General features: G+C 37.6%; 23 protein-coding genes. 20 read left to right on the top strand and 3 right to left on the bottom strand.

The annotated features are described in order from the left end of the window. Positions 1-9: 9 nt before the first annotated feature. The 3 genes from gatB to NST02_RS22480 all read left to right on the top strand — a co-directional run bounded on the left by gatB (position 10) and on the right by NST02_RS22480 (position 2,463). On the top strand, positions 10-1,437 hold the full coding sequence (gatB, locus tag NST02_RS22490) for an Asp-tRNA(Asn)/Glu-tRNA(Gln) amidotransferase subunit GatB (protein WP_095309085.1): 1,428 nt from the start codon (positions 10-12) through the stop codon (positions 1,435-1,437). A 66-nt stretch (positions 1,438-1,503) separates the two neighbouring features. Further along, a complete protein-coding gene (locus NST02_RS22485; RefSeq protein WP_095309083.1) occupies positions 1,504-2,064 on the top strand; it encodes a thioredoxin family protein in 561 nt (186 codons plus the stop codon). 51 nt (positions 2,065-2,115) lie between these two features. Next, the gene (locus NST02_RS22480; RefSeq protein ID WP_340949842.1) at positions 2,116-2,463 is read left to right on the top strand and encodes a hypothetical protein; all 348 of its coding nucleotides are present in this window, start codon (positions 2,116-2,118) and stop codon (positions 2,461-2,463) included. 153 nt (positions 2,464-2,616) lie between these two features. Here the strand turns inward: NST02_RS22480 and plsY are convergent, their stop codons facing one another. Continuing rightward, positions 2,617-3,222: a glycerol-3-phosphate 1-O-acyltransferase PlsY gene (gene plsY / locus NST02_RS22475; RefSeq protein WP_095309080.1), complete on the bottom strand. Its 606-nt coding sequence runs from the start codon at positions 3,220-3,222 to the stop codon at positions 2,617-2,619. 262 nt (positions 3,223-3,484) lie between these two features. Here plsY and NST02_RS22470 point away from each other — a divergent pair, with 262 nt between their 5' ends. The 6 genes from NST02_RS22470 (at position 3,485) to NST02_RS22445 (ending at position 8,645) form a co-directional block, all read left to right on the top strand. Next, positions 3,485-4,075 carry an RNA polymerase sigma factor gene (locus NST02_RS22470; protein ID WP_095309078.1) on the top strand — a complete coding sequence of 197 codons (591 nt, stop codon included), beginning with the start codon at positions 3,485-3,487 and terminating at the stop codon, positions 4,073-4,075. Then, on the top strand, positions 4,072-4,521 hold the full coding sequence (locus NST02_RS22465; protein WP_095309076.1) for an anti-sigma factor family protein: 450 nt from the start codon (positions 4,072-4,074) through the stop codon (positions 4,519-4,521). Before NST02_RS22470 ends, NST02_RS22465 begins: the two co-directional genes overlap by 4 nt. Then, entirely contained in the window at positions 4,521-5,603 is a 1,083-nt protein-coding gene (locus NST02_RS22460) for a hypothetical protein (protein ID WP_095309074.1), read from the top strand. The genes NST02_RS22465 and NST02_RS22460 overlap by 1 nt, the downstream gene beginning before the upstream one ends. Beyond that, positions 5,600-6,538, top strand: a complete 939-nt coding sequence (locus NST02_RS22455) for a LiaF transmembrane domain-containing protein (protein WP_095309072.1) — start codon at positions 5,600-5,602, stop codon at positions 6,536-6,538. Before NST02_RS22460 ends, NST02_RS22455 begins: the two co-directional genes overlap by 4 nt. A gap of 164 nt (positions 6,539-6,702) precedes the next feature. Further along, a complete protein-coding gene (locus tag NST02_RS22450; protein WP_095309070.1) occupies positions 6,703-7,617 on the top strand; it encodes a diacylglycerol kinase in 915 nt (304 codons plus the stop codon). Between the two features lie 464 nt (positions 7,618-8,081). Next, positions 8,082-8,645 (top strand): tyrosine-type recombinase/integrase, encoded by a 564-nt coding sequence (locus tag NST02_RS22445; protein WP_095309068.1) that lies wholly within the window; start codon positions 8,082-8,084, stop codon positions 8,643-8,645. A 107-nt stretch (positions 8,646-8,752) separates the two neighbouring features. On the opposite strand, the gene NST02_RS22440 is transcribed toward NST02_RS22445, so the two are convergent. Then, the gene (locus NST02_RS22440) at positions 8,753-9,445 is read right to left on the bottom strand and encodes a universal stress protein (RefSeq protein WP_095309066.1); all 693 of its coding nucleotides are present in this window, start codon (positions 9,443-9,445) and stop codon (positions 8,753-8,755) included. Positions 9,446-9,622: 177 nt separating this feature from the next. On the opposite strand from NST02_RS22440, the gene NST02_RS22435 reads away from it, so the two are divergent. The 8 genes from NST02_RS22435 to rlmD all read left to right on the top strand — a co-directional run bounded on the left by NST02_RS22435 (position 9,623) and on the right by rlmD (position 16,912). Then, positions 9,623-12,046, top strand: a complete 2,424-nt coding sequence (locus tag NST02_RS22435; protein ID WP_095309064.1) for a Na+/H+ antiporter subunit A — start codon at positions 9,623-9,625, stop codon at positions 12,044-12,046. After that, entirely contained in the window at positions 12,030-12,455 is a 426-nt protein-coding gene (locus tag NST02_RS22430; RefSeq protein ID WP_095309062.1) for a Na(+)/H(+) antiporter subunit B, read from the top strand. Before NST02_RS22435 ends, NST02_RS22430 begins: the two co-directional genes overlap by 17 nt. Then, on the top strand, positions 12,455-12,793 hold the full coding sequence (locus NST02_RS22425) for a Na(+)/H(+) antiporter subunit C (RefSeq protein ID WP_095309060.1): 339 nt from the start codon (positions 12,455-12,457) through the stop codon (positions 12,791-12,793). The genes NST02_RS22430 and NST02_RS22425 overlap by 1 nt, the downstream gene beginning before the upstream one ends. Then, entirely contained in the window at positions 12,786-14,276 is a 1,491-nt protein-coding gene (locus tag NST02_RS22420) for a Na+/H+ antiporter subunit D (protein WP_137743051.1), read from the top strand. The genes NST02_RS22425 and NST02_RS22420 overlap by 8 nt, the downstream gene beginning before the upstream one ends. A gap of 33 nt (positions 14,277-14,309) precedes the next feature. Then, on the top strand, positions 14,310-14,789 hold the full coding sequence (locus tag NST02_RS22415; protein WP_095309057.1) for a Na+/H+ antiporter subunit E: 480 nt from the start codon (positions 14,310-14,312) through the stop codon (positions 14,787-14,789). Further along, entirely contained in the window at positions 14,786-15,070 is a 285-nt protein-coding gene (locus NST02_RS22410) for a Na(+)/H(+) antiporter subunit F1 (protein ID WP_095309055.1), read from the top strand. The genes NST02_RS22415 and NST02_RS22410 overlap by 4 nt, the downstream gene beginning before the upstream one ends. Further along, a complete protein-coding gene (gene mnhG, locus NST02_RS22405) occupies positions 15,048-15,440 on the top strand; it encodes a monovalent cation/H(+) antiporter subunit G (RefSeq protein WP_095309054.1) in 393 nt (130 codons plus the stop codon). The genes NST02_RS22410 and mnhG overlap by 23 nt, the downstream gene beginning before the upstream one ends. Before the next feature lie 86 nt (positions 15,441-15,526). Beyond that, positions 15,527-16,912 carry a 23S rRNA (uracil(1939)-C(5))-methyltransferase RlmD gene (rlmD, locus tag NST02_RS22400; protein WP_340949837.1) on the top strand — a complete coding sequence of 462 codons (1,386 nt, stop codon included), beginning with the start codon at positions 15,527-15,529 and terminating at the stop codon, positions 16,910-16,912. 1,148 nt (positions 16,913-18,060) lie between these two features. Here the strand turns inward: rlmD and NST02_RS22395 are convergent. After that, the gene (locus tag NST02_RS22395) at positions 18,061-18,648 is read right to left on the bottom strand and encodes a TetR/AcrR family transcriptional regulator (RefSeq protein ID WP_018664382.1); all 588 of its coding nucleotides are present in this window, start codon (positions 18,646-18,648) and stop codon (positions 18,061-18,063) included. Positions 18,649-18,824: 176 nt separating this feature from the next. On the opposite strand from NST02_RS22395, the gene NST02_RS22390 reads away from it, so the two are divergent. The 3 genes from NST02_RS22390 to NST02_RS22380 all read left to right on the top strand — a co-directional run bounded on the left by NST02_RS22390 (position 18,825) and on the right by NST02_RS22380 (position 21,243). After that, the gene (locus NST02_RS22390; protein ID WP_018664383.1) at positions 18,825-19,688 is read left to right on the top strand and encodes an alpha/beta fold hydrolase; all 864 of its coding nucleotides are present in this window, start codon (positions 18,825-18,827) and stop codon (positions 19,686-19,688) included. Positions 19,689-19,724: 36 nt separating this feature from the next. Beyond that, on the top strand, positions 19,725-20,261 hold the full coding sequence (locus tag NST02_RS22385) for a GNAT family N-acetyltransferase (RefSeq protein ID WP_137743049.1): 537 nt from the start codon (positions 19,725-19,727) through the stop codon (positions 20,259-20,261). A gap of 340 nt (positions 20,262-20,601) precedes the next feature. After that, entirely contained in the window at positions 20,602-21,243 is a 642-nt protein-coding gene (locus NST02_RS22380) for a Vat family streptogramin A O-acetyltransferase (protein ID WP_018664385.1), read from the top strand. Positions 21,244-22,117: the final 874 nt, after the last annotated feature.

The following is a 22,117-nucleotide window of genomic DNA, read 5'->3' as shown; positions in this document are numbered from 1 at the left end:
TGAGAATAAGTGAAATTCGAAACGGTGATCGGACTTGAAGTCCATGTTGAATTAAAAACAGAATCAAAAATCTTTTCCTCCAGCCCCAATCATTTTGGAGCAGCACCAAATACAAATACAAGCGTTATCGATTTAGGTTATCCAGGTGTACTACCGGTTTTAAATAAAAAGGTCGTTGATTATGGCATGAAGGCAGCAATGGCTCTTAATTGTGAAATTGCCACGGAGACAAAATTTGATCGTAAAAACTATTTTTATCCTGATAATCCGAAGGCGTACCAAATCTCTCAATTTGATAAGCCGATTGGTGAGCATGGCTGGATCGAGATTGAAGTGGATGGCTACAAAAAGAAAATCGGGATTACTCGCATTCATTTAGAAGAGGACGCAGGTAAGCTTAACCATGAGCAAGGTTATTCCCTCTGTGATTACAACAGGCAGGGGACGCCGTTAATTGAAATCGTATCAGAGCCAGATATCCGCACGCCAAATGAAGCCTATGCATATTTGGAAAAACTGAAATCGATAATTCAATACACAGGTGTATCTGATTGTAAAATGGAAGAGGGCTCATTACGCTGTGACGCGAACATCTCGATTCGACCAGTCGGCCAGGAAGAGTTCGGTACGAAAACGGAATTGAAAAACTTAAACTCATTTAACTTTGTCCGTAAAGGCCTGGAATACGAAGAAAAGCGTCAAGAGGAAGTCATTCTTGCAGGTGGCAAAATTGAACAAGAAACACGCCGCTTTGATGAAGCGACAGGAAAGACTGTGCTCATGCGCGTTAAAGAGGGCTCTGATGACTATCGTTACTTCCCGGAGCCTGATTTATTAGATTTGTATATTGATGAAGAATGGAAAGCAAGGGTTCGCGCAGAGATTCCTGAACTTCCGGATGCACGGAAAAAACGCTATGTAGAAGAATTGGGACTACCGCCATATGATGCGGGTGTCCTTACAATGACAAAGGAAATGGCAGATCTGTTTGAAGCGACTGTCGCAGCCGGAGCTGATGCGAAACAGGCCTCGAACTGGTTGATGGGTGAGCTTTCAGCTTACTTGAATGCGGAACAAAAAGAATTAGCAGATATTGCCCTTACGGCGGAAGGGTTAGCGGGCATGATTAAACTCATTGAGAACGGAACAATCTCCTCGAAGATTGCGAAAACGGTTTTTAAAGAATTAATCGAAAACGGCGGCGATCCTGAACAAATTGTTAAGGACAAAGGGCTTGTTCAAATTTCCGATGAGGGTGAGCTTCTAAAGGTCGTAACCGAAGTATTGGATAAGAATCCACAATCGATTGAAGACTTTAAAAATGGCAAGAACAAAGCAATTGGATTTCTTGTTGGCCAATTGATGAAAGCGACAAAAGGTCAAGCCAACCCGCAGATCGTTAATAAACTTTTACAACAGGAAATTCAAAAGCGTTAAATTATTAGTAAGTAGGGCTGGTAGGCTATAATAGGCTTACCAGCTTTTTATATGGAGGGAATCGAAATGACTTTACTTGAATGGTTTGATAAAGGGTTCACATATGATGAGTACAAAGAACAAATGAAGGTCAATCTTGCTGAAATGAATTCCGTTTACGAACAATTTGCCCTAAATGAGTCGGCTAGAGCGGAATTACAAGCGTTAAAAGACGTTGCTTCAAAAGCGATCGTCTTGACTGAGGATTGGTGCGGAGATGCATTAATGAACAATCCCATTTTAATGAAAATCGCTAAGGAGCTGGAAATAGAGGTTCACTTTGTGTTACGAGACAGCAATCTTGAACTGATGGATCAATATTTGACCAATGGAACAGCACGCTCAATCCCGATATTTATTTTTATTGATGATAAGGGTAATGAAAAGGCTGTTTGGGGCCCAAGAGCACCTGAAGCACAAAGCTTTGTCGACGATCTTCGCGAGAAATTGCCTTCTAAAGATGCAGTTGATTTCCAAGAAAGACAAAAAGAAATGTACAAGCAAATCAAACAAACCTACTTAGCAGATCAAGAGCTTTGGCACGCAGTAGCGACCAGCATGATTGAAAAACTGAAAAGCAACAGATAACAAAAATCCATAGAAGCAAGTTCGACGGATTATACGAGCTGAGTAGTTAAAGTGAGCTTTTTTAAAAGGCCTATTCGTCTGGAACAAGCAAGAAATTGCGGTGATGAGTCCGAATCACAGGTTCATTTGAACGTAACGAGCATCAGCTATTGGGTGAAAGTCCGAATCACAGGTCTATTAGACGTGCCCGAGCATCAATTAGCGGGATTAAGTTCGAATAGAAGACTGATTAGACCAGCCGGGCAGCAAACCATCGGGAATAAGTTCGAATCCAAGCTTGATTCGACTAAAACGAAGGAAACAAGTAAGCGTGACTCAGCAGGTGGTTCAGTTAAACAATGGTGTGAGCGCCATTTTCAAGCAATCTTGCCTTTAAGAGGGAAAAGGGTGCGTATATGAGCACTATCAACATCCACATCAGTTATAATGACAATGAAAAGCCGATGAGATTTTACGACGCGTAAAATTCCACCGGCTTTGATTGTTTCGGAATGAATTCTTATTTTACTGTTACAACGCTGTTTATAAATTGACAATGTTTTTACAAGGAGTCTATTTCTTTATGCGATCGTCTTTAACCTTTTTGTCATTGATTTTTGGCTCTTTATGGGCGATGAAATTGCGAATGTTCGATCGGTGCAGGAAAAGCAAAAATACTATAAATAAGAAAAAGATAAGTTCATATCCCATTCCTGGTTGAAAGAAGGAATAGATCAATAGAGCAACACCAACGGATATTGAGCCAAGAAAGACATATTTTGTGATGAAGATGACTCCAAAAAAGGTGACATAGGCAATTAAGAGCATCCATGGATTGACGACAAGCAAGGTGCCAGCAGTTGTGGCAATCGCTTTTCCGCCTCGAAAGTGGGCGAAGATCGGAAAACAGTGTCCGACGACAGCAATTAATCCGAGCGTAAGTGGCTCCATATCTAAATGAAATAGAAGCGGGAGTGCTGCGGCTAAAGCTCCTTTTCCAATATCGACAATTAAGACAATGAGACCAGCACGTTTTCCCAACACCCTAATCGTGTTTGTTGCTCCAGGATTATTGCTCCCATGCTCACGAATGTCTATTTTGAAAAACAGCTTTCCAACAATTAATGCTGTTGGAATCGAACCGATCAAATAGGCCGCAAGCAAGAAAATAACGTTCATAATACACCCCCAGTTTTATAGTTATAGTGTTTCCAATAATAATTGATAGCGTGCATTTCACGCTCTGTAGTTAAAATATAGGAGATGCCGATCGAAAAAGCACAGCATAAAAAGCTGTACATAAATCTTACCATATCTTGAGAGTCTTTTATGAGATAATTATTTCATTCTATATGGTTTAGAAAACGATGTTTGGCTCATTTTAACAATAATTCTATGTAATAAAGCCTTATTAAAAATAGTGTAGGGGTTCTATCAACGGATGTCGTCTATTTGTTTAGAAGCTGCTCGAAAGGGGGAGAGAGAGATTGACGATCAGGTTCTAATTAAGAAAATATTAAGCGGCAATGATCATGCATTCAGGCTACTTGTTGAAAAGTACCGGACGGAGTTGTTTAAAACAGTTTATGCGGTGCTGCGGAATCAAAAGGATGCTGAAGATGCTACTCAAGAAGTGTTTATAAAGATCTACCATTCTCTCCCCCAATATGAGAATCAGGGCTTTAAAACATGGATGAAAAGAATTGCTGTCAATCATTCGATTGATCTAAAACGAAAAAAAGCAAGAAAGCCAGAAGAAATGGTCGAATCGCTTGAATATGACTCTCTCGCAACAACTCGTGATCGGATTGAGGAGGAAGTCATTAATAAAGAAAGACGAGAATTAGTACGAAAGAGGCTGGGAGAGCTTCCGGAAAACTATCGGGAAGTGATCTACGATTTTTATATCGCTGAAAAAAGCTATCAGCAAATCGCAGAAGAACAGCAAGTCCAAGTGAAGACGATTGAAACAAAGTTATATCGGGCACGTCTCTGGATGAAAAAGCATTGGAAGGAGGACGATTTTTCATGACCCATATTTCATATGACGAGTGGAAACGATACGTGGAAAATGAATTAAATGAAAGAGACCGAGAAAGGTATGAAGATCATTTATACACCTGTGACCAATGTTTGGAGCTTTATCTTGAGGCAGTAACAGAACTCGAACCGACATTACCTGTTTTGTCGAATACGGATGATTTTACGAATGCTATCATGGCTCAAGTGATCGAGTCAAAGGAAAAGGAGATTGATAAAAAAGTTCCTTTTTATCAAAAGACCTTATTCCATTATACAATTGCAGCTGCGATGACACTGTTATTCATGGCTTCGGGCATCTTTCAATCAATTACGAATTATGTTGATGCAGTAGAAGGTTCAGAGCTCAAGCAAAGTACGCCTTCTGTAACAGAAGAGCTTGTCAATAAAACATTTGCGTGGATGGATCAACTGAAAAATAAGGGGGCGGACAATTAATGAAAAACCCGATTTTGGCGTTTTTACTATCTTTTTTTCCGGGTGGCGGTTTGCTGTACTTAAGGCAAACTGTTCGGGGATTAGCTTATATGTTTGGAGAATTTGCGTTAATTCTTTTGTTCATTGTCCTCATGTCAGCATTGGAAGAGGGATTGGCGATCATTATTTTTATCTTGGGCGTGATCCTCTATATAGTCAATATTATTGATACTGCCATAACGGCGCCGAAAACAGTTTATAAAGCAGGATTCATGCAAACAGAGGGTCAGCAGCCATCAAAAGTGCAAACGAATGAACAGGAGCGTTTTTTTACGATTGTCCTCTCTTTCATTCCTGGGGTTGGGCATTTTCAATTGGGATTGATGAATCGTGGCATGACGCTGTTAACAGCATTTTTAGGAACCATTATCATGGTGATTTTTGTGACGGTATTGTCGTCAAGAATGGAGTTTCTTCTCTTCTTAGCATTGCTCCCGGTTATTTGGGTGTACGGTTTTTTTGATACGATGCAGCAATTGAACAAAAAGCAATTAGGAGAAGAACTTGTTGACCGTTCTATTTTAGAAGATTTAGAAATGAAAAGAGAGGTCGGGAAAAAGAGCAAATCAATTGCGACGTTTCTCTCCATTTTCCCGGGTGCGGGTCATTTATACCTTGGTTTACAAAAGCGCGGGATTCAGCTAATGGCAGCATTTCTTTTTTCCATTTATATTTTAGATGTTTTAAGATTAGGGATATTTTTATTTCTCATCCCAATTATTTGGTTTTACAGTTTCTTTGACGGCTTACAAAAAGCATCAAGATATGGTAGGGAAGAGTTGGAGGATGTTCCGATTATCTCCCATTTTATTAATCATCAAAAATGGGTTGGAATTGGACTCGTTTTATTAGGTTTGTACTATTTAACAAGCAATATTGTACTGCCGGCTTTCTCTCCAATGATTAGTGAATTGATCAATATTGATGTACGTTATTGGTTCGATCGCTATTTTCAAACAGGAATCGTTTGTGTTCTTATGATTGGCGGCGGAATCAAACTATTAATGGGAAGTAAACGAAAGAAAGAAGGTAAGGCAGAATGATGGAGGAGAAACAGATTAGAACATGGCGAGTCGGGACGATTTCAATGGGAGCTTCTCTACTTTTTCTAGGAATTTTCCTTCTTCTCTCACAGTTTTTCGATTTGAGCATGATGAGCATTATGATTTCGTGGTGGCCAATTATTCTCATTATTTTAGGGATTGAAATCCTTCTTTATCTTTTTGTTTCAAGAAAAGAAAAGCCGTTCTTAAAATATGATTTCTTAAGTATTTTCTTTGTTGGAATGATAGGAACAATCGGAATTGCATTTGCGATTGTAAGTTCACTGGGGATTACGAATGCTGTCGGAGAATTGATGACCCGTGAGGAACGAACAGTAGAGCTTCCGCCATTTTCTCAAACGATTGATCAGAATATAAAAAGGATTGTGTTAAAGACGGAACATGAGATTGCTATAGAAGGAACGAATAGTCAAGAAATATCAATGTTTGGGACATATACAGCAACCTTTCCAACTGGAGAAAAGAAACTTCTATCGAAAGTGGAAGATTATATGTCCATCAACACAAAGGGGGATACATTATACCTCGAAATGAAAAATTTACCAAACGGAAATGGACCGTTTTACCACTACTATGGCAATATGGAAGTGACAATATTAGTGCCTAAGGATGTTAAATTTGAAATAACGGGGCAAAATAATCGTATCACTTTAAAACCGCGGGAGCTTAGCAATAATTGGTTAATCGAAAATGCCGGAGAGGTTTCACTGCTCATTCAGGAAAATAGCGATGTTGAAATCTCTGCCCAACAAGTTCAAGACTTACTCAGTGAGACTAGCGAGTGGACGGTAACTTCAAAACCGGAATTTGATGGCGATTTAAACCAAAATGGTAGGATGAAAATAGGCGCAGGTACACATAGTATTGATATAAAAAGAGCCTATCAGGTAAATGTGTCAACGGTGAGTCCTTAAAGTAGATATTCTCAGTTTAGGCTGGGAATTCTCTTTTTTATGAAGAAAGAAAAAGGTCTATAAGTGGAAGTCAGACTTCTTTTGCGATATGATAGGTATGGAATTATTTACTAATGTAAAAAGCACTTGGAGCGATTTAAATATTATGTTTAGGATGGATAGATATGAAACGAGCAAGAGTTATTTATAATCCAACTTCAGGCCGTGAAGCATTCAAAAAGCATTTGCCTGAAGTTCTACAAAAACTAGAGAAGGCAGGTTATGAGACTTCATGTCATGCAACAACTGGTGCTGGTGATGCTACTACAGCAGCAAGAGTTGCGGTTGAGCGTAAGCATGATCTTGTTGTCGCGGTTGGAGGAGATGGGACGATCAACGAGGTCGTCAACGGTTTAGCTGAACAAAAATACATCCCGAAGCTTGGAATTATTCCTGCTGGCACAACGAACGACTTTGCCAGGGCATTGCATATTCCGCGAGATATTGATGCGGCAACAGAGATCATTGTTAAGGGTGACACAATCCCGGTTGATCTCGGTCGGATGAATGATAAATATTTTATCAATATAAGTGGCGGTGGTCGTATTACAGAGCTTACTTATGAGGTGCCAAGTAAGCTTAAGACGATGCTCGGACAACTAGCTTATTATTTGAAAGGGATTGAGATGCTCCCTTCCTTCAAAGCGACGGAAGTTCGAATCGAGTATGATGGAAAACTGTTCGAAGGAGAGGTCATGCTATTTTTAGTCGGCCTCACAAACTCAGTGGGTGGCTTCGAGAAGCTCGCACCGAATTCCTCGATTAATGATGGTTTATTTTCACTTCTCATTTTGAAAAAAACTAATCTAGCTGACTTTATCCGTGTCGCCACCCTTGCTCTTCGCGGTGAACATATTCATGATCCATCTGTTATTTATACACAGGCAAACCGCATTAAAGTCCATTCTGATGATAAAGTTCAACTGAACTTAGATGGGGAATTCGGAGGAATACTTCCGGCAGAATTCGTCAATTTATACCGTCACCTAGAGGTATTCGTTCCGATTGATCAAATACGGGATGAAGACCGGCCAGATTAGAAGGATTGCCAAATAAAACACTTGACAGTAGGAGAAAAAAACGGTTCGTTTTTCTCTTGATGAGTCCTCTGAGGATGCGGTTGGTGAATGCTGCAATTTTCGAACTAAGACATGTCGTTTATTAATAACCCGCAGTAAAAATACATGGAAAAATTGATTGCCCTTGATGTGACAGAACACTTTCTATTTCGATTTTGTGTCGAGCTGTAGATGGTGGCTTTCTTCTCACATTCAAGGGCTTTTTTGCCCCCGCTTTTATTTCCTCAGAATTTCAATAAATCCCGCATCTAAATTCAATCAACCGGAAAATCCTCGCAATTCTATGCAAAGGTTGAACTTTTAAAGATGAACATTACTGTTTTCGGTTTTCAAAAGGTTTCTAGTGAAAAGGGATACTAAGGAATTGTCATGTAACTTAGTATATGTTAGGATATAATTATGTAACATAAGCGGAGGGCGATTCTGTGGAGTACGTCGAGCCAATCAGGGATATCGAAAAAATTAATGCGATTAAACGTATTTTAAAAAAGAGTTCTCAAAGGGATTTGCTATTGTTTATTTTTGGAATTAATACAGGAATAAGAGTAAGTGAACTGCTTTCATTAAGGATCACAGATGTATGGGATGGAGAGAAGGTTAAGGAGTTCCTTTATTTAAAGGATTCAAATGGAGAGGAAGAACGGGCGTTTTATCTCAACGATCGTGTAAAGTGGGCATTGAGTATTTACTTTAGCCAATATGATTTTAAAGAAACAGATTATTTATTTAAATCAAAGAAAAATGACAAGCCCATTTCTCGTCAGCAAGCGTATCGAATCATCAATGCCGCCGCAAAGGAAGTTGGAATTAAAGGGAAAATTGGGATGCATACCTTAAGAAAGACGTTCGGCTATCATGCTTATCGGAAAGGTATTGCCATATCGATTTTAATGAAAATTTACAGCCATCAATCTGCGTCAGAAACTTTAAGGTATTTGGGAATTGATAAAAATGAAAAAAGGCTGATAAAGGTAGATGTGAATTTATAAATGATTCATTTTTATAGAGGAAAGTCTCGCCATTTATAAAATCTAAGTCCCATTTTTTAAAAAAGAGTTTGATAAAGAAAACCCTCCATTTAATTGGAGGGCTAACATTACAAATAGTCGTCTTCATCCTCTATTGTAGTATCCATTTCAACATTTGTTAAGCTTTTAACAATGTTCTCATCTACATGAACCTGCAATGTCTCTGTTCCTTTTATGAACTTGAAGATGCCATTATTAAAATCTGTTCCAAGTTCCTTGAAGAAGATACCTTCATATTCTACATCCTTAGTATGCTTAAAGATGATTCGATAATGGTCATCTTCCTTGATTAAGTAAGCGCGAATTCCTTTATCATAATGTTTATCCGGATTTTTTAAATAGCGGGCAACAGAAATGATATGCAGATCTACAAACGGGATCTCTCGAAGTAAGGAGTTGATAATGGATCCTTTTGCAATCTGTTCCCAACGGCTCTGAGCTGTTTGACCGATAATGATTTGAGTAACATGTTTTTCTCGAGCAACTTCTGCTATCACTTGGTGAACAGGTCTCTTTTCATTGTCTTTCAAAATAAAAGCTTCTGCACTATGCTGTTCAGCTAATTCTTTCCATCTAGTAATATAATTTGTTTTTTCTGCGTCTAAATCATCAAAACGTTTCGGGTCAACCGTAAGAATATATAAGGGGCAATTAAGCATATTGGCTATTTTGCAGCCACGCTGAATGAGACGTTCACCATTCGGACCATAATAAACACAGACAAGGATGCTTTCATCCATCCGCTCTTTCATTGTTTTCATTATTGATTCACCTCAAATAAAAATGGGTATTCATTGGTTAATTTTTTGTTCCATTTTATAAACTATGTATGACTATAACCCATGCCACATTTTCAGTCAATGGATTTTCGAACTTCAAAGTTGGAGAATGTTTGGAAATTGACAGCTTTTTGTCTAAATGTAGAGGAGGGACACCTATTGTCTTGGATACACGTAATGGTGCTGACACCATTTATTTTTGCAACGATTGTGCCATATTTATATAAAAAATTCAATCAGAAAATTCATACTGGTTGGTTTGTGTTCTTTATCCCAGTATTCATATTTGCTTATCTCATTACATTTATCCCCGAAATCTCTGGCGGTAATACCTTTATGAAAATATTACCGTGGCTCCCATCCTATAATATTGATTTTGCAATCTATATGGATGGATTAAGCCTCATCTTTGCCCTACTTATTGCAGGAATTGGTGCACTAGTTGTGCTTTACTCCATTTATTATATGTCTAAAGACCGTGAAGCATTGCATAACTTCTATGTGTATTTATTGATGTTCATGGGAGCGATGCTCGGGCTTGTTTTCTCAGATAATATTTTTGTTTTATATGTATTTTGGGAAATGACAAGCGTGTCTTCTTTCTTATTAATTGCTTATTGGTATGAACGTGAAAAATCAAAATATGGTGCCCAAAAATCAATGCTTATTACGGTTTTTGGCGGACTTGCGATGCTGGCTGGTCTGATTATGTTGGCGATGATGTCAGATACATATAGTATTCGGGAAATGTTAACCAGTCACAATTTGGAAGCAATCACTTCTAACACATTGTTTTTACCGGCAATGATTTTGATCTTATTAGGCGCCTTTACGAAGTCTGCCCAATTTCCATTCAGCATTTGGCTTCCCGACGCTATGGAAGCACCTACCCCGATTAGTGCGTACCTACATTCAGCAACGATGGTCAAAGCGGGGATTTATTTAGTTGCAAGGCTGACTCCTATTTTTGGAGGGACTGGTGAATGGTTCTGGATTGTCACGGGAGTGGGTTTGGTGACCCTCCTATACGGTTCGGTCAATGCTGTTCGTCAAACGGACCTGAAAGCTCTCTTAGCCTACTCAACCATCAGTCAATTGGGCTTAATTATGAGTCTTCTCGGGATGGGATCTGGCGCTTTATACTTCGGTTACGGCGATGAATCTTTCATTTATGCCACCGCTATATTTGCAGCCATTTTTCATCTTGTTAACCATTCCACTTTTAAAGGATGCCTATTTATGGTGGTAGGAATTATTGACCATGAGACAGGGACGCGTGATTTGCGAAAGTTGGGCGGTCTCATGCATCTAATGCCAATTTCTTTTACATTAATGATTATTGGTGGCTTTTCAATGGCAGGACTACCGCCATTCAATGGATTTCTTAGTAAAGAACTGTTCTTTACTGCAACTCTTCAGGCAGCGAATATGTCTATTTTCAATTTGGCTAACCTTGGATTTGTCATCCCGGTTATTGCTTGGGTAGCGAGTATTTTTACATTTATTTATAGTATGATTCTTGTGTTTAAAACATTTAGAGGAAAGCATAGATTTGTAAGAGTGGATAAACCAGTACATGAGGCACCTTTTGGGATGTTAATCTCACCACTAATTTTAGCAATATTAGTAGTGGCAATTTTCTTTTTCCCAAATCTATTTTCTAAGTACTTTTTGTTGCCTGCGTGGGAAGGGGTATTGCCGAGTCTTGCTCAAGCAGGAGAATTAAGTATCAAACTTAGCCCATGGCACGGATGGACTCCAGAACTAATAATGACTCTGGGGGTTGTGGGATTAGGGATATTGATGTATCTCTATATAAGAAAGTGGTATCGGATTTATAATTACTATCCTCAAGCTTTAACGCTGAATACTATTTATAATTTCAGTCTAGAGAATATGGAAGTTCTATCAAAGAAGGCAACCAACAAATATATGACTGGCTTTATCAGAGATTACCTCGTGTATATATTTGCGTTCATCGTCGTGATTGTTGGTGGGGTATTTTGGACGTTTGGCGGCTTTACTTTTGATGTATCACAGGATGCTGATATCAATATATATGAGGCGGGATTAGTAATCGCCATGATTATTTCAGCAGTGACCGTCCTTTTTTCAAAATCCAGACTTACGTCGATCCTCGCAATCGGAGCATTAGGGTTTCTTGTTTCGTTTTTCTTTGTTCTTTTTCGAGCTCCCGATCTGGCTCTCACCCAATTAGTGGTAGAAACTGTGACGACTGTGCTGTTTTTATTATGCTTCTATCATCTTCCAGAATTACGTAAAGAGATTGGGAAGATTCCGTTTAAAATGACAAATGCGATCATTTCTATTGGAGTGGGAGTGATCATTACAGTTGTTGCACTATCTGCCAAAGGGACACGGTTGTTCGATTCAATATCAAGCTACTATGAAAATTCATACGAACTTGCTGGTGCAAAGAATATTGTTAATGCGATTCTTGTTGATTTCCGTGGAATCGATACGATGTTAGAAATTTTGGTTTTAACGATGGCGGGATTAGGTGTATACACGCTGATTAAATTAAGAATGGCAAGGAGGGATAAGAATGAAGGAGCCGAATGATGTCTTGATCCGCAGTGTCTCAAAAGTTGCGGTTGTGATTATTTTTACATTTGCGATCAACTTATTTATTTCAGGACACCATTATCCTGGTGGTGGCTTTATTGGTGGATTAGCGTTTTCTTCCGCCGTAGTTCTTCTTTTCTTAACCTTTAATATTGAAACGGTTCGTAAAAACTTTCCCGTTGATTTTAAAGTGATAGCGGCTTTAGGGGTATTAATTGCAGTCCTAACAGGAGTTGGAGCTATGTTATTGGGTGTTCCTTTTCTGACCCAAGCCTTTGATTACTTTAATCTCCCTATTTTTGGAAAAACCGAATTAGCAACAGCTGTTCTTTTTGATATAGGGGTTGCACTTGCTGTAATTGGAACGTCTCTAACGATTATTATGAGTATAGGGGATGATCGATAATGGAGACATTAATGTGCATAGTTGTTGGTTTGTTGTTCATGATCGGGACGTACTTGATCTTAACGAAAACACTGTTAAGGATTATCCTTGGAACATCTATTATTGGACATGGGGTAAATCTTCTCATTATTACAATGGGCGGGTTAAAAAAAGGGGGACCACCACTTTTGGGGATTGAAAATGTGACTTATGCTGATTCCTTGCCCCAGGCTCTCTTATTAACAGCAATCGTAATTAATTTTGCTACTACAGCCTTATTTTTAGTATTAAGCTATCGTGCCTATACGGTTTTAGGTACGGATGATACGGAGCAACTGAGAGGTAAAGAAGATGAATAATTTAGTGATATTACCCATCATTATTCCAGTTGTTATAGGGATGATAATGGTGATTATGAGAAAACAGATAAAGATTCAACGGTTTTTAAGCCTCTTTTCTATGCTTGCTGTAGGCTCTGTAACTCTTTATTTAATATTTCAAATTAAGAGTGAGGGAATCCAAACGCTTCAATTAGGTGGTTGGGAAGCACCTTATGGAGTGAGTATGGTGATTGATTTGTTTGCAGCCCTGCTGATTATGGTAACGAGCATAGTAGCCTTTTGCTGCTTACTCTATGCTTTTCATACCATAGGAGAGGAAAGAGAAAAGTTTTACTTTTATCCTCTATTTCTATTTTTAATTGCCGGAGTAAATGGCTCATTTATAACAGGTGATATCTTTAATTTATTTGTCTGCTTTGAAGTTATGCTAGTAGCTTCTTACGTCCTCATTTCTTTAGGTGGAACCAAAATCCAACTGAGGGAGTCAATAAAGTATATTTTAATTAATATATTGTCATCCTTCCTTTTCTTAGTGGCAATTGCCTTTCTTTATGCAATGACTGGGACGTTAAACTTTGCTCATCTTTCCCTTCGTGTGGCGGAGGTTGGCCAAGGAGGACTGATGACGACTGTTGCGATATTGTTCTTAATTGTTTTCAGCTTAAAAGCTGGACTGTTTCTCTTCTTTTGGTTACCGGGAGCTTATAGTGCCCCACCAACAGCCATTTCAGCTATTTTTGCTGCACTTCTTACGAAGGTAGGAATTTATGCAATTATTCGAGTATTTACTTTGGTGTTCTATCATGAGCCAGAGGTGACTCACTGGTTTATTGGGCTGTTAGCTGCCATCACAATGGGATTAGGGGCAATTGGTGCGGTTGCCTATTGGGATATCAAAAGAATTCTCACCTACAATGTGATCGTTGGGGTTGGTTTTATTTTAGCTGGGGTTGCCTCTTTTACTACAGTTGGGATGACGGGTGCGCTATACTACTTAATTCACGATATGATTGTTAAAGCACTTATTTTCCTTTTAGGAGGAACGATTATCTATCTAACGGGTACGAGCAATCTGAAAGACTTAAGTGGTCTTATTCGCTTGCATCCTCAATTAGGCTGGATGTTTTTCGTTGCTGCCTTATCCTTATCAGGGATACCACCATTAAGTGGATTTCTCGGAAAAATCTTCATTACGGAGGGAACATTTGAATCGGGTTATTTTTGGCTAGGTGCGATTGGTCTAATTACCAGCCTCTTAGTTCTTTACTCCATTATGAAGGTCTTTATGAATGCTTTTTGGGGATATACGGTTATTCGAGAAGAGGATGAGTACGGCACAACGAAAGGTCTATTACTGCCGATTGGCCTGCTAACTACCCTTACCATTGCTCTTGGACTAGGGGCAGAAGCGATTCATGATTATGTGGACTTAGCAGTAGAGGTATTAATGAATCCGAATTTATATATTGAAGCAGTATTAGGCGTTAATCCAAAACCATAATCCTAGATGGAAAAATGAAAAGGGGTGGTTAAAATGCCCGTGCAAATCTTAATTAATTTATTTATCGGTGTACTTTGGATGTTTTTTCAAGATAATTGGAGTGTCCTGACGTTCTTTAGTGGTTTTTTATTTGGACTGCTAGTGTTATATATTTTACGCAGATTTCTTCCTGCTAAATTTTACCCTGTAACATTATTAGCCATTTTAAAACTAGTTCTCGTTTTTATTTATGAACTATTTTCCTCAAGTATTCTGGTGATTCGGCAGGTCACAAAGCCGAAGATTGACATTTCACCTGGGATCTTTACTTTGGAAACTGATTTGGAAGGTGATTTGGAGGTTACTTTATTAGCATTATTATTGACGCTAACTCCTGGCTCTGTCGTAGTTGAAATTTCACCTGATAACAAACGTTTTTTTATTCATGCCATGGATATTCCAGACTCAAGTAATGCTGTTATTAAATCAAAAGAGAAATTTGAAACGGCTATAAAGAGGGTGACGAGATTATGATAGAGATTATGTTAATTTGCTCGTTAATTTTTCTCACTTTATCGATTATTGCTATTATGTATCGGTTAGTGAAGGGACCATCAGCGTCTGATCGCGTTCAAGCACTTGATACATTAGGAATTAATATTATTTCCGGGGTTGCTGTTTTCTCTGTATTAATGAGGAGTACGGGTTTTTTTGAGGTCATCCTTCTGATCGGCATTCTCTCTTTTATTGGCACCATTGCATTTGCAAGATATCTGGAAAGAGGTGTAGTCATTGAACGCAAACATCCCAAGTGAAGTTCTGCCCATTTTGTTGATTTTAATTGGTACCATTTTTAGTTTGTTAAGTGCAATTGGGTTAGTGCGTTTACCTGATGTATATACTCGTTCGCATGCTGCTTCCAAAAGCACGACTCTTGGAGTTCTCTTTATCTTAGTAGGAACATTTCTCTTTTTTCTATTAGAGGAACATTACTTTAGTATTCGATTATTTTTAGGCATATTTTTTGTGTTCTTAACTGCTCCGGTTGCAGCGCACGTGTTAGTTCGGTCCGCTTATCGCTCAAATGTAGCACTCGCTGAAGAATCTGTACAAGACGATTTAAAAGACTTTATACACACAGATTCAAAGAAAACAAAGGACGCCGAAGTGAACGACACTGATTGAATGAAGAGCTAGCATTATGTTAGCTTTTTTTATTTTCCTATAAAGGTATGATACAATCTCACATGTATGAAGGAAGGAATTTATCGATGAAACGTACATTACCGGTTGAAAAGAATACATACATAGATGTGATATTTGAAGATCTAACTCATGAAGGAGCAGGAGTAGCAAAAATTGAGGGCTATCCGATTTTTGTCCCTAATGGTCTGCCGGGAGAAAAAGCATTAATCAAGGTTATTAAAGTCAATAAAGGATATGGCTTTGGCAGACTAATAGAACTGTATGAAAAAAGTCCATATCGGGTCGAAATCAGCAAAGAAGAACTCCATAAATATGGTGGCTGCCAGCTTGAACATATTCGTTATGATGGACAATTGAAGTATAAGGAAAATCAGGTCCGCCAAGTTCTGGCACGCATTGGGAAACTTGAAGATGTTGTAATTCACCCGATTCTAGGAATGGACAATCCGTGGCATTATCGCAATAAAGCGCAGGTTCCGGTCGGCGAAAAAGATGGCCAACTGATTGCGGGCTTTTTCAAACCGAGAAGCCATGAAATTGTCGATACGGATGAAAGTTTGATTCAAATTCCAGAAATTAATGAAGCAGTTCAGATAGTGAAAGAAATTTGCGCCAAGCTCGGCATTCGCCCATATGATGAGGGTGCCCATAAAGGGGTTCTGCGTCATATTATGGCCCGTTATGGTCAACAAACTGGGGAATTGATGATTGTGCTTGTAACTCGGACTCCAGATATTCCTCATCAAGAGCAGCTTATGGAGGAGATCATTACTCGTTTGCCCAAGGTCAAATCCATTATTCATAACATTAATTCAAAAAGAACAAATGTTATTCTTGGCGAGCATACAAAGGTGCTTTGGGGCAATGAAGTGATTTATGATTATATTGGCAATGTGCGCTTTGCCATTTCAGCTTTATCATTTTATCAGGTGAATCCCATTCAGACAAAGGTGCTCTATGATAAGGCCCTTGAATATGCCGCACTAACAGGAACAGAGTCAGTTATTGATGCTTATTGTGGAATTGGCACGATTTCATTGTTTCTAGCCCAGAAGGCAAGGAAAGTATTCGGGGTCGAGCTTGTTCCTGAAGCGATTGAGGATGCTAAGAAGAATGCTAAATTGAATGGGATTACTAATGCAGTATTTGAATCAGGAGCAGCCGAAATCGTGATTCCGAAATGGTATGAGGCAGGCAATAAGGCTGATGTGCTGGTTGTTGATCCTCCACGCAAGGGCTGTGACGAGGCATTGCTCCAGACCATAATCAAGATGAAGCCGAAAAAGGTTGTTTACGTCTCTTGTAATCCTGCTACCCTGGCGCGAGATTTACGAATCCTGGAGGACGGAGGCTATCGGACCGTTGAAGTTCAGCCAGTGGATATGTTTCCGCATACGGGGCATGTGGAGTGTGTGGCGTGGATGTCTAGGGTGGTTGTAGACAAGCAATAAACTCCTGTACTTTATAATAAAGTCGCAATATCCATATTCAACCGTTTAAAATAAAGTCCTGTACCCAAAATGCCCGAAACCCTTGTAACTACTATCTTTTCTTGATTTGAATCTTACAGAACTTTATTTTAAATCGAGAAAAACGTGAACAAAAAGTGTGAAAAAAGGGCGGAAAAACGTGCAAAACGTGATTAAAAATGTGTGAAAATGAGGGAAAGATAGCGTGACTTTATTTTAAACGGCAACGGTGGAATGCGGGTTGGCGTGGGGTGAAGATGGGGTGAGATTTTTTTAAAAGAACAGTGGTGTAGATAAATATTAATCTCTTGGCAACCAAAATAAACTCTTGCTAACTTCACCACCAATACTGTCAAAATAAACATTTGCTTTTTCAATATAAAACTCATTAAAAACTCGGTTTTTCCACATCAGGATCCCGAGTTTTTTATGTCTTTTTCAATATCATTTCAATACATATATGTACCTAAACCGATTGATAATAGTGGGTTTATCCAATATACTAATCAATATAATCTCAATAATTTTTCCACTATTTTTATCTTTTTTCTTTACCTCTTATCTCAACCATTTTCTTCCCTCTATTATGGCAAAACTTTATTCCAACTCCGAAAAAACCGTGAAAAAACAGCCGAAAAAGGCCCGAAAAACGACCGATATTAATCCAAAATTGGATAAAAATGAGGGGTCTGTAGCAAAACATTATTATGAGTGAAACGGTGGAATGCGGGTTGGAGGGGTGGGGTTTTAGCAAATGATTATTCTTATGGTGGAAAATTGTCTGTTTAAAAAGTAAATCTCTCAATTAAAATAAACATTACCGACTCTGATCCGAATATCGTTAAAATGAACATTTGGAAGTTCTTAAAAGAAAAAAGAGAGAAAATATAGATAAAAAATGAAGGGTTGAATCTAAAACAAGATTCAACTCCTTATTTTGATAAAATATTTCTTTAAGAACATTTACTTGAATTATAGTTTGAAAATTCCCTCAGTAAAGTTTTTTCTCAAATGCTTTTGTTTGGTTTAATCGAGGATAAGCCCAAGGAGTAATTCCGAAAATAAGTCTTCATTTTTATTAAATACTTAATTTAAGAATTCCTACCCAACTTTACTTGGTAAACAAGGTCTTAATCTTCTTTCTTACCTGCTATGCCGTAAAAGAATAACTTGGTAAGATCCTCAGCAATTGGAAGTGTCATTGTGGCAACATCTTCACGCTGCAAATATTCTTGAAACATCTTTAAATAGAATAAAATAGCTTCATCTGATATCTCAGAGTCAATATATCCTTGTTCTCTACCTTCATTAAAAAGTTTAATGAAGAGTGGAAGGGCTTCCTTTTGATATACTTCTTCAACATAACTCTGCCCACTTGCATAATCTTTCATAAAGTCTTGAAAAAATCGTTCGCTTATTTGATTAGCGGCAATACCTTTTTCAAATATAATCTTTTTAATCTTCTCATTAAATGGAAGGTCATTAACTAATAGATGTTTTTGTTCATCCCATATCTGATCAACATAAAACTTAAAAACTAAACGAACTAGATTTTCTTTACTTTCAAAGTAATTATATATGGTGACTTGCGATACATTGGCCTTTTTAGCTATTTCTGTAATAGATACCTTTTGTAATCCATACTCCATGAATAGGGCTAATGCGGCATTTAAAATGTCTCTTTTCTTTTGTTCCCTACGTTTTTCAAACCCATCCATTTTCTTCACCTCATTGTTAGTTTAATAAAAATTATGTAATAAAACAATAAAAATAGTTCATAAGTTGTTGCAGAAAAAATAGTTTTTGTATATTATGAAATAAACGAGTTAAAATAGTTCATAATTTAAAGGCGATGAAACATGAATCTATTAAAATGCTGTGGAGGATTAATATTATGATAGGAAACTTTCCAGAAATTAAAACGATAAAACTAAAATTAAATGATATAAATGTCAATTGCTATACAGCTGGAGAATCTGGTTCTCCTGTGATACTTTTGCATGGTGCAGGAGTTGATTCAGCAAATATATCTTGGAGTGAGGTATTAGGTCCTTTATCAAAAAATCACCGTGTATTTGCTCCTGACCTTCCTGGGTATGGAGAAAGTGATAAACCTAATGTGGAATATTCACTTTCCTTTTACATTGATATATTGAATCAAATAATAGATCGTCTTCACCTTGAGAAGGCTAACTTGGTTGGACTATCTTTAGGTGGAGGAATCTCTCTTGGGTATACGCTCGAATATCCAGCTCGAGTAGAAAAGCTAGTATTAGTAGGTGCGTGGGGGCTATTTAGTAAACTTCCTTATCATCTTCTCACTTATTGGTATACACAATCATTCCTCAATGAACTTTCGTATAAATGGTCAAGTAAAAGCAGAAGATTTGTGAAGTGGACGCTGCTAAATAGTTTATTTGGAAATCCTAATAATGTATCAGAAGAACTTGTAGATGAAATTTATGGATTTTTACAAGCACCACATGCTGGTAAAGCATTTATGTCATTCCAGAGAAGTGAGATTACACGCACAGGACTTAGAACTAAGTTGGCAGAAAATCTATCTGAAATTAAAAAACGGACATTAATCGTTCATGGGTCAAAAGATACCTCAGTTCCTATTAAACATGCGTTTGAAGCACATGAGGCTATGAAGGCTTCCGAGCTGTATGTAATGGAAGGGTGTAAACATTGGCCACAGAAAGAGAGACCGGAAGAGTTTACCCGAGTTATTACAACATTTCTAGGGAAAGAGTAAAGTAAAAATATGTACTTGAACAGGAGCTATAAAGAAATGAACATAGTAATTAAACAAGAACAGGTGAAAGACTATAAAATAACTGAAGAAGTGGTAAAGAATGCATTCGCTAATGCGGAGCACAGTGATAAAAATGAACATCATTTGGTGTCTCGTATTAGAAATTCAAACGTATTTATACCAGAATTATCTTTAGTGGCGATGGATAATGATGATAACAAACAAGTGGGACATATTCTATTATCCAAGATAAAAATTAAAAATGAAGATCAAGTTGTAGAGTCACTCGCTCTTGCACCTGTATCTGTCCTACCAGAATATCAAAATCAAGGCGTAGGTAAATTATTGATTAGTAAAGCATTGCAAAAGGCAAAAGAGCTTAGATTTAATTCGGTTGTTGTTTTAGGGCATCCTGAATATTATCCGAAGTTCGGGTTCAAAAAAGCATCCACTTGGGGAATAAAAGCACCTTTTGAAGTGCCAGACGAGTCGTTTATGGCAGTGGAGTTAGGCGGAAATACCCTTGATAAAGTTTCAGGAGTTGTTGAATATCCTCGTGTGTTTTTTGAATAAAATGTAAATTAAAATTAAGAATATGACCATTAATTATATCTTTTTTATTGGTGTTCAATATGGTTTTTTCTGAAGAAGTTCTAGAATTGGAGATGATACAGCTGTTCCGTTTTTAGAGCCCCTCTATTAAAAGTATATCTTTCATGGTAGTTTAATCCATTTCTTAATTGATTCATACTTCGAGTAACATTATTAAGCATTTTTTGACTATAAAAAAATAGACTTTAACCAGTTAGTAGGGGAAATGGAAAAAACGACCGCTGCCTCGGCCTGTGTGAAATAATTCGTTGTGATTAAATTAGCAAGTCATCTTTAAACAATGATATAAAGGAGTGAGTTTATGTCTGCTAATAATTTTCCTGGACCAAATCCACAAACTCCATTTCCATTAGAAGGAAATAAAAATGTTCAATTTATTAAGCCAACTATAACAAGAAAAAATGTTTCTGTTGGGGATTATTCGTACTATGATAGTAAACATGGAGAGTCATTTGAAGAACAAGTTCTATATCACTATGAAGTAATAGGTGATGAACTGATTATAGGAAAGTTTTGTTCGATAGGTCCAGGAACAACCTTTATTATGAATGGAGCGAACCATCAAATGGATGGCTCTACTTATCCATTCCATTTGTTTGGCAGTGGGTGGGATATGTATGTACCTACCTTAGACGACCTGCCGATTAAAGGAGATACTGAAGTCGGAAATGATGTATGGATAGGAAGAGATGTAACAATTATGCCTGGAGTCAAAATTGGAGATGGAGCAATAATTGCTGCACAATCAGTTGTTACAAAAAATGTAGCCCCCTATACAGTTGTTGGAGGAAATCCTGCGATAGTTATAAAAAAACGTTATTCAGATAAAGTAATAGAGGATTGGCTAACAATAAAGTGGTGGGATTGGGATTCTAAGAAAATTAGTGATAATCTCGAGTTCATAATAGGTGGACATATAGATAAATTGAAAAAGAACAATTAAATTAAGATCGGACTGGATGCTTAATAGGTTCTTCTGATCTTTGTTCTAAAATACTTCACTCTCGAAAAGTAGTGTGGATGATGACTTACTTGGTGGGTTTTGTACCAAAAGGTTAAGAAAGTAATTTAAGTAGAAAATCTATTTTCTTATATCTGAAACTCTTTTTCTACTATGTAGATCAATAATAAACTCTTGACAGTCATAATAAACTTTTGCTAACTTTACCACCAATTCTGTAAGAATAAACCTTTGCTTTTTCAATATAAAACTCATTAAAAATTCGGGTTTTCCTCATCAGGAACCCGGGTTTTTTCATGTCTTTTTCAATATCTTTTCAATACAGTAATGTTCCCAAACTATTGATGTTACTGGCTTTTTCCAATATTCGATTCAATACTATTTCAATAACAAATCAATACTTATCCAATATTTTTATCTTTCCTCTTGATCTCTTATCTCCATTATTTTCTTCCCTCTATTATGTCAAAACTTTATTCTAACTCCGAAAAAACCATGAAAAAACAGCTAAAAAAGGCTCGTAAAACGATCGATTTTAATCCAAAATTGGATAAAAATGAGGGGTCTGTAGCAAAACTTTATTATGACTCGAACGGTGGAATGCGGGTTGGAGAGGTGGGATTTAGCAGATGATTATTCTTATGGTACAGGTGGAGAAATAAGGCTATTCAAAGCACTGATAAATAAAGGGTTTCCTGACATTGAACTTTGCTCACGGCTACTTTGCCGAGGATGTTAAAGTCGGGAAACCCTCATTTTTATTCTTTGAGGAAACATATCAACTACCCTGAAAACGATAGGGTCGAGTTGACAGATTAGATTTTTTATTGAGGTTGAGGAGACAGGATAGATGTAT

The organism is Robertmurraya sp. FSL W8-0741, assembly GCF_038004005.1.
Taxonomy (GTDB): domain Bacteria; phylum Bacillota; class Bacilli; order Bacillales; family Cytobacillaceae; genus Robertmurraya; species Robertmurraya siralis.
Note: the sequence above shows the minus strand (reverse complement) of the source record. Positions and strands in the feature narration are given on the sequence as shown.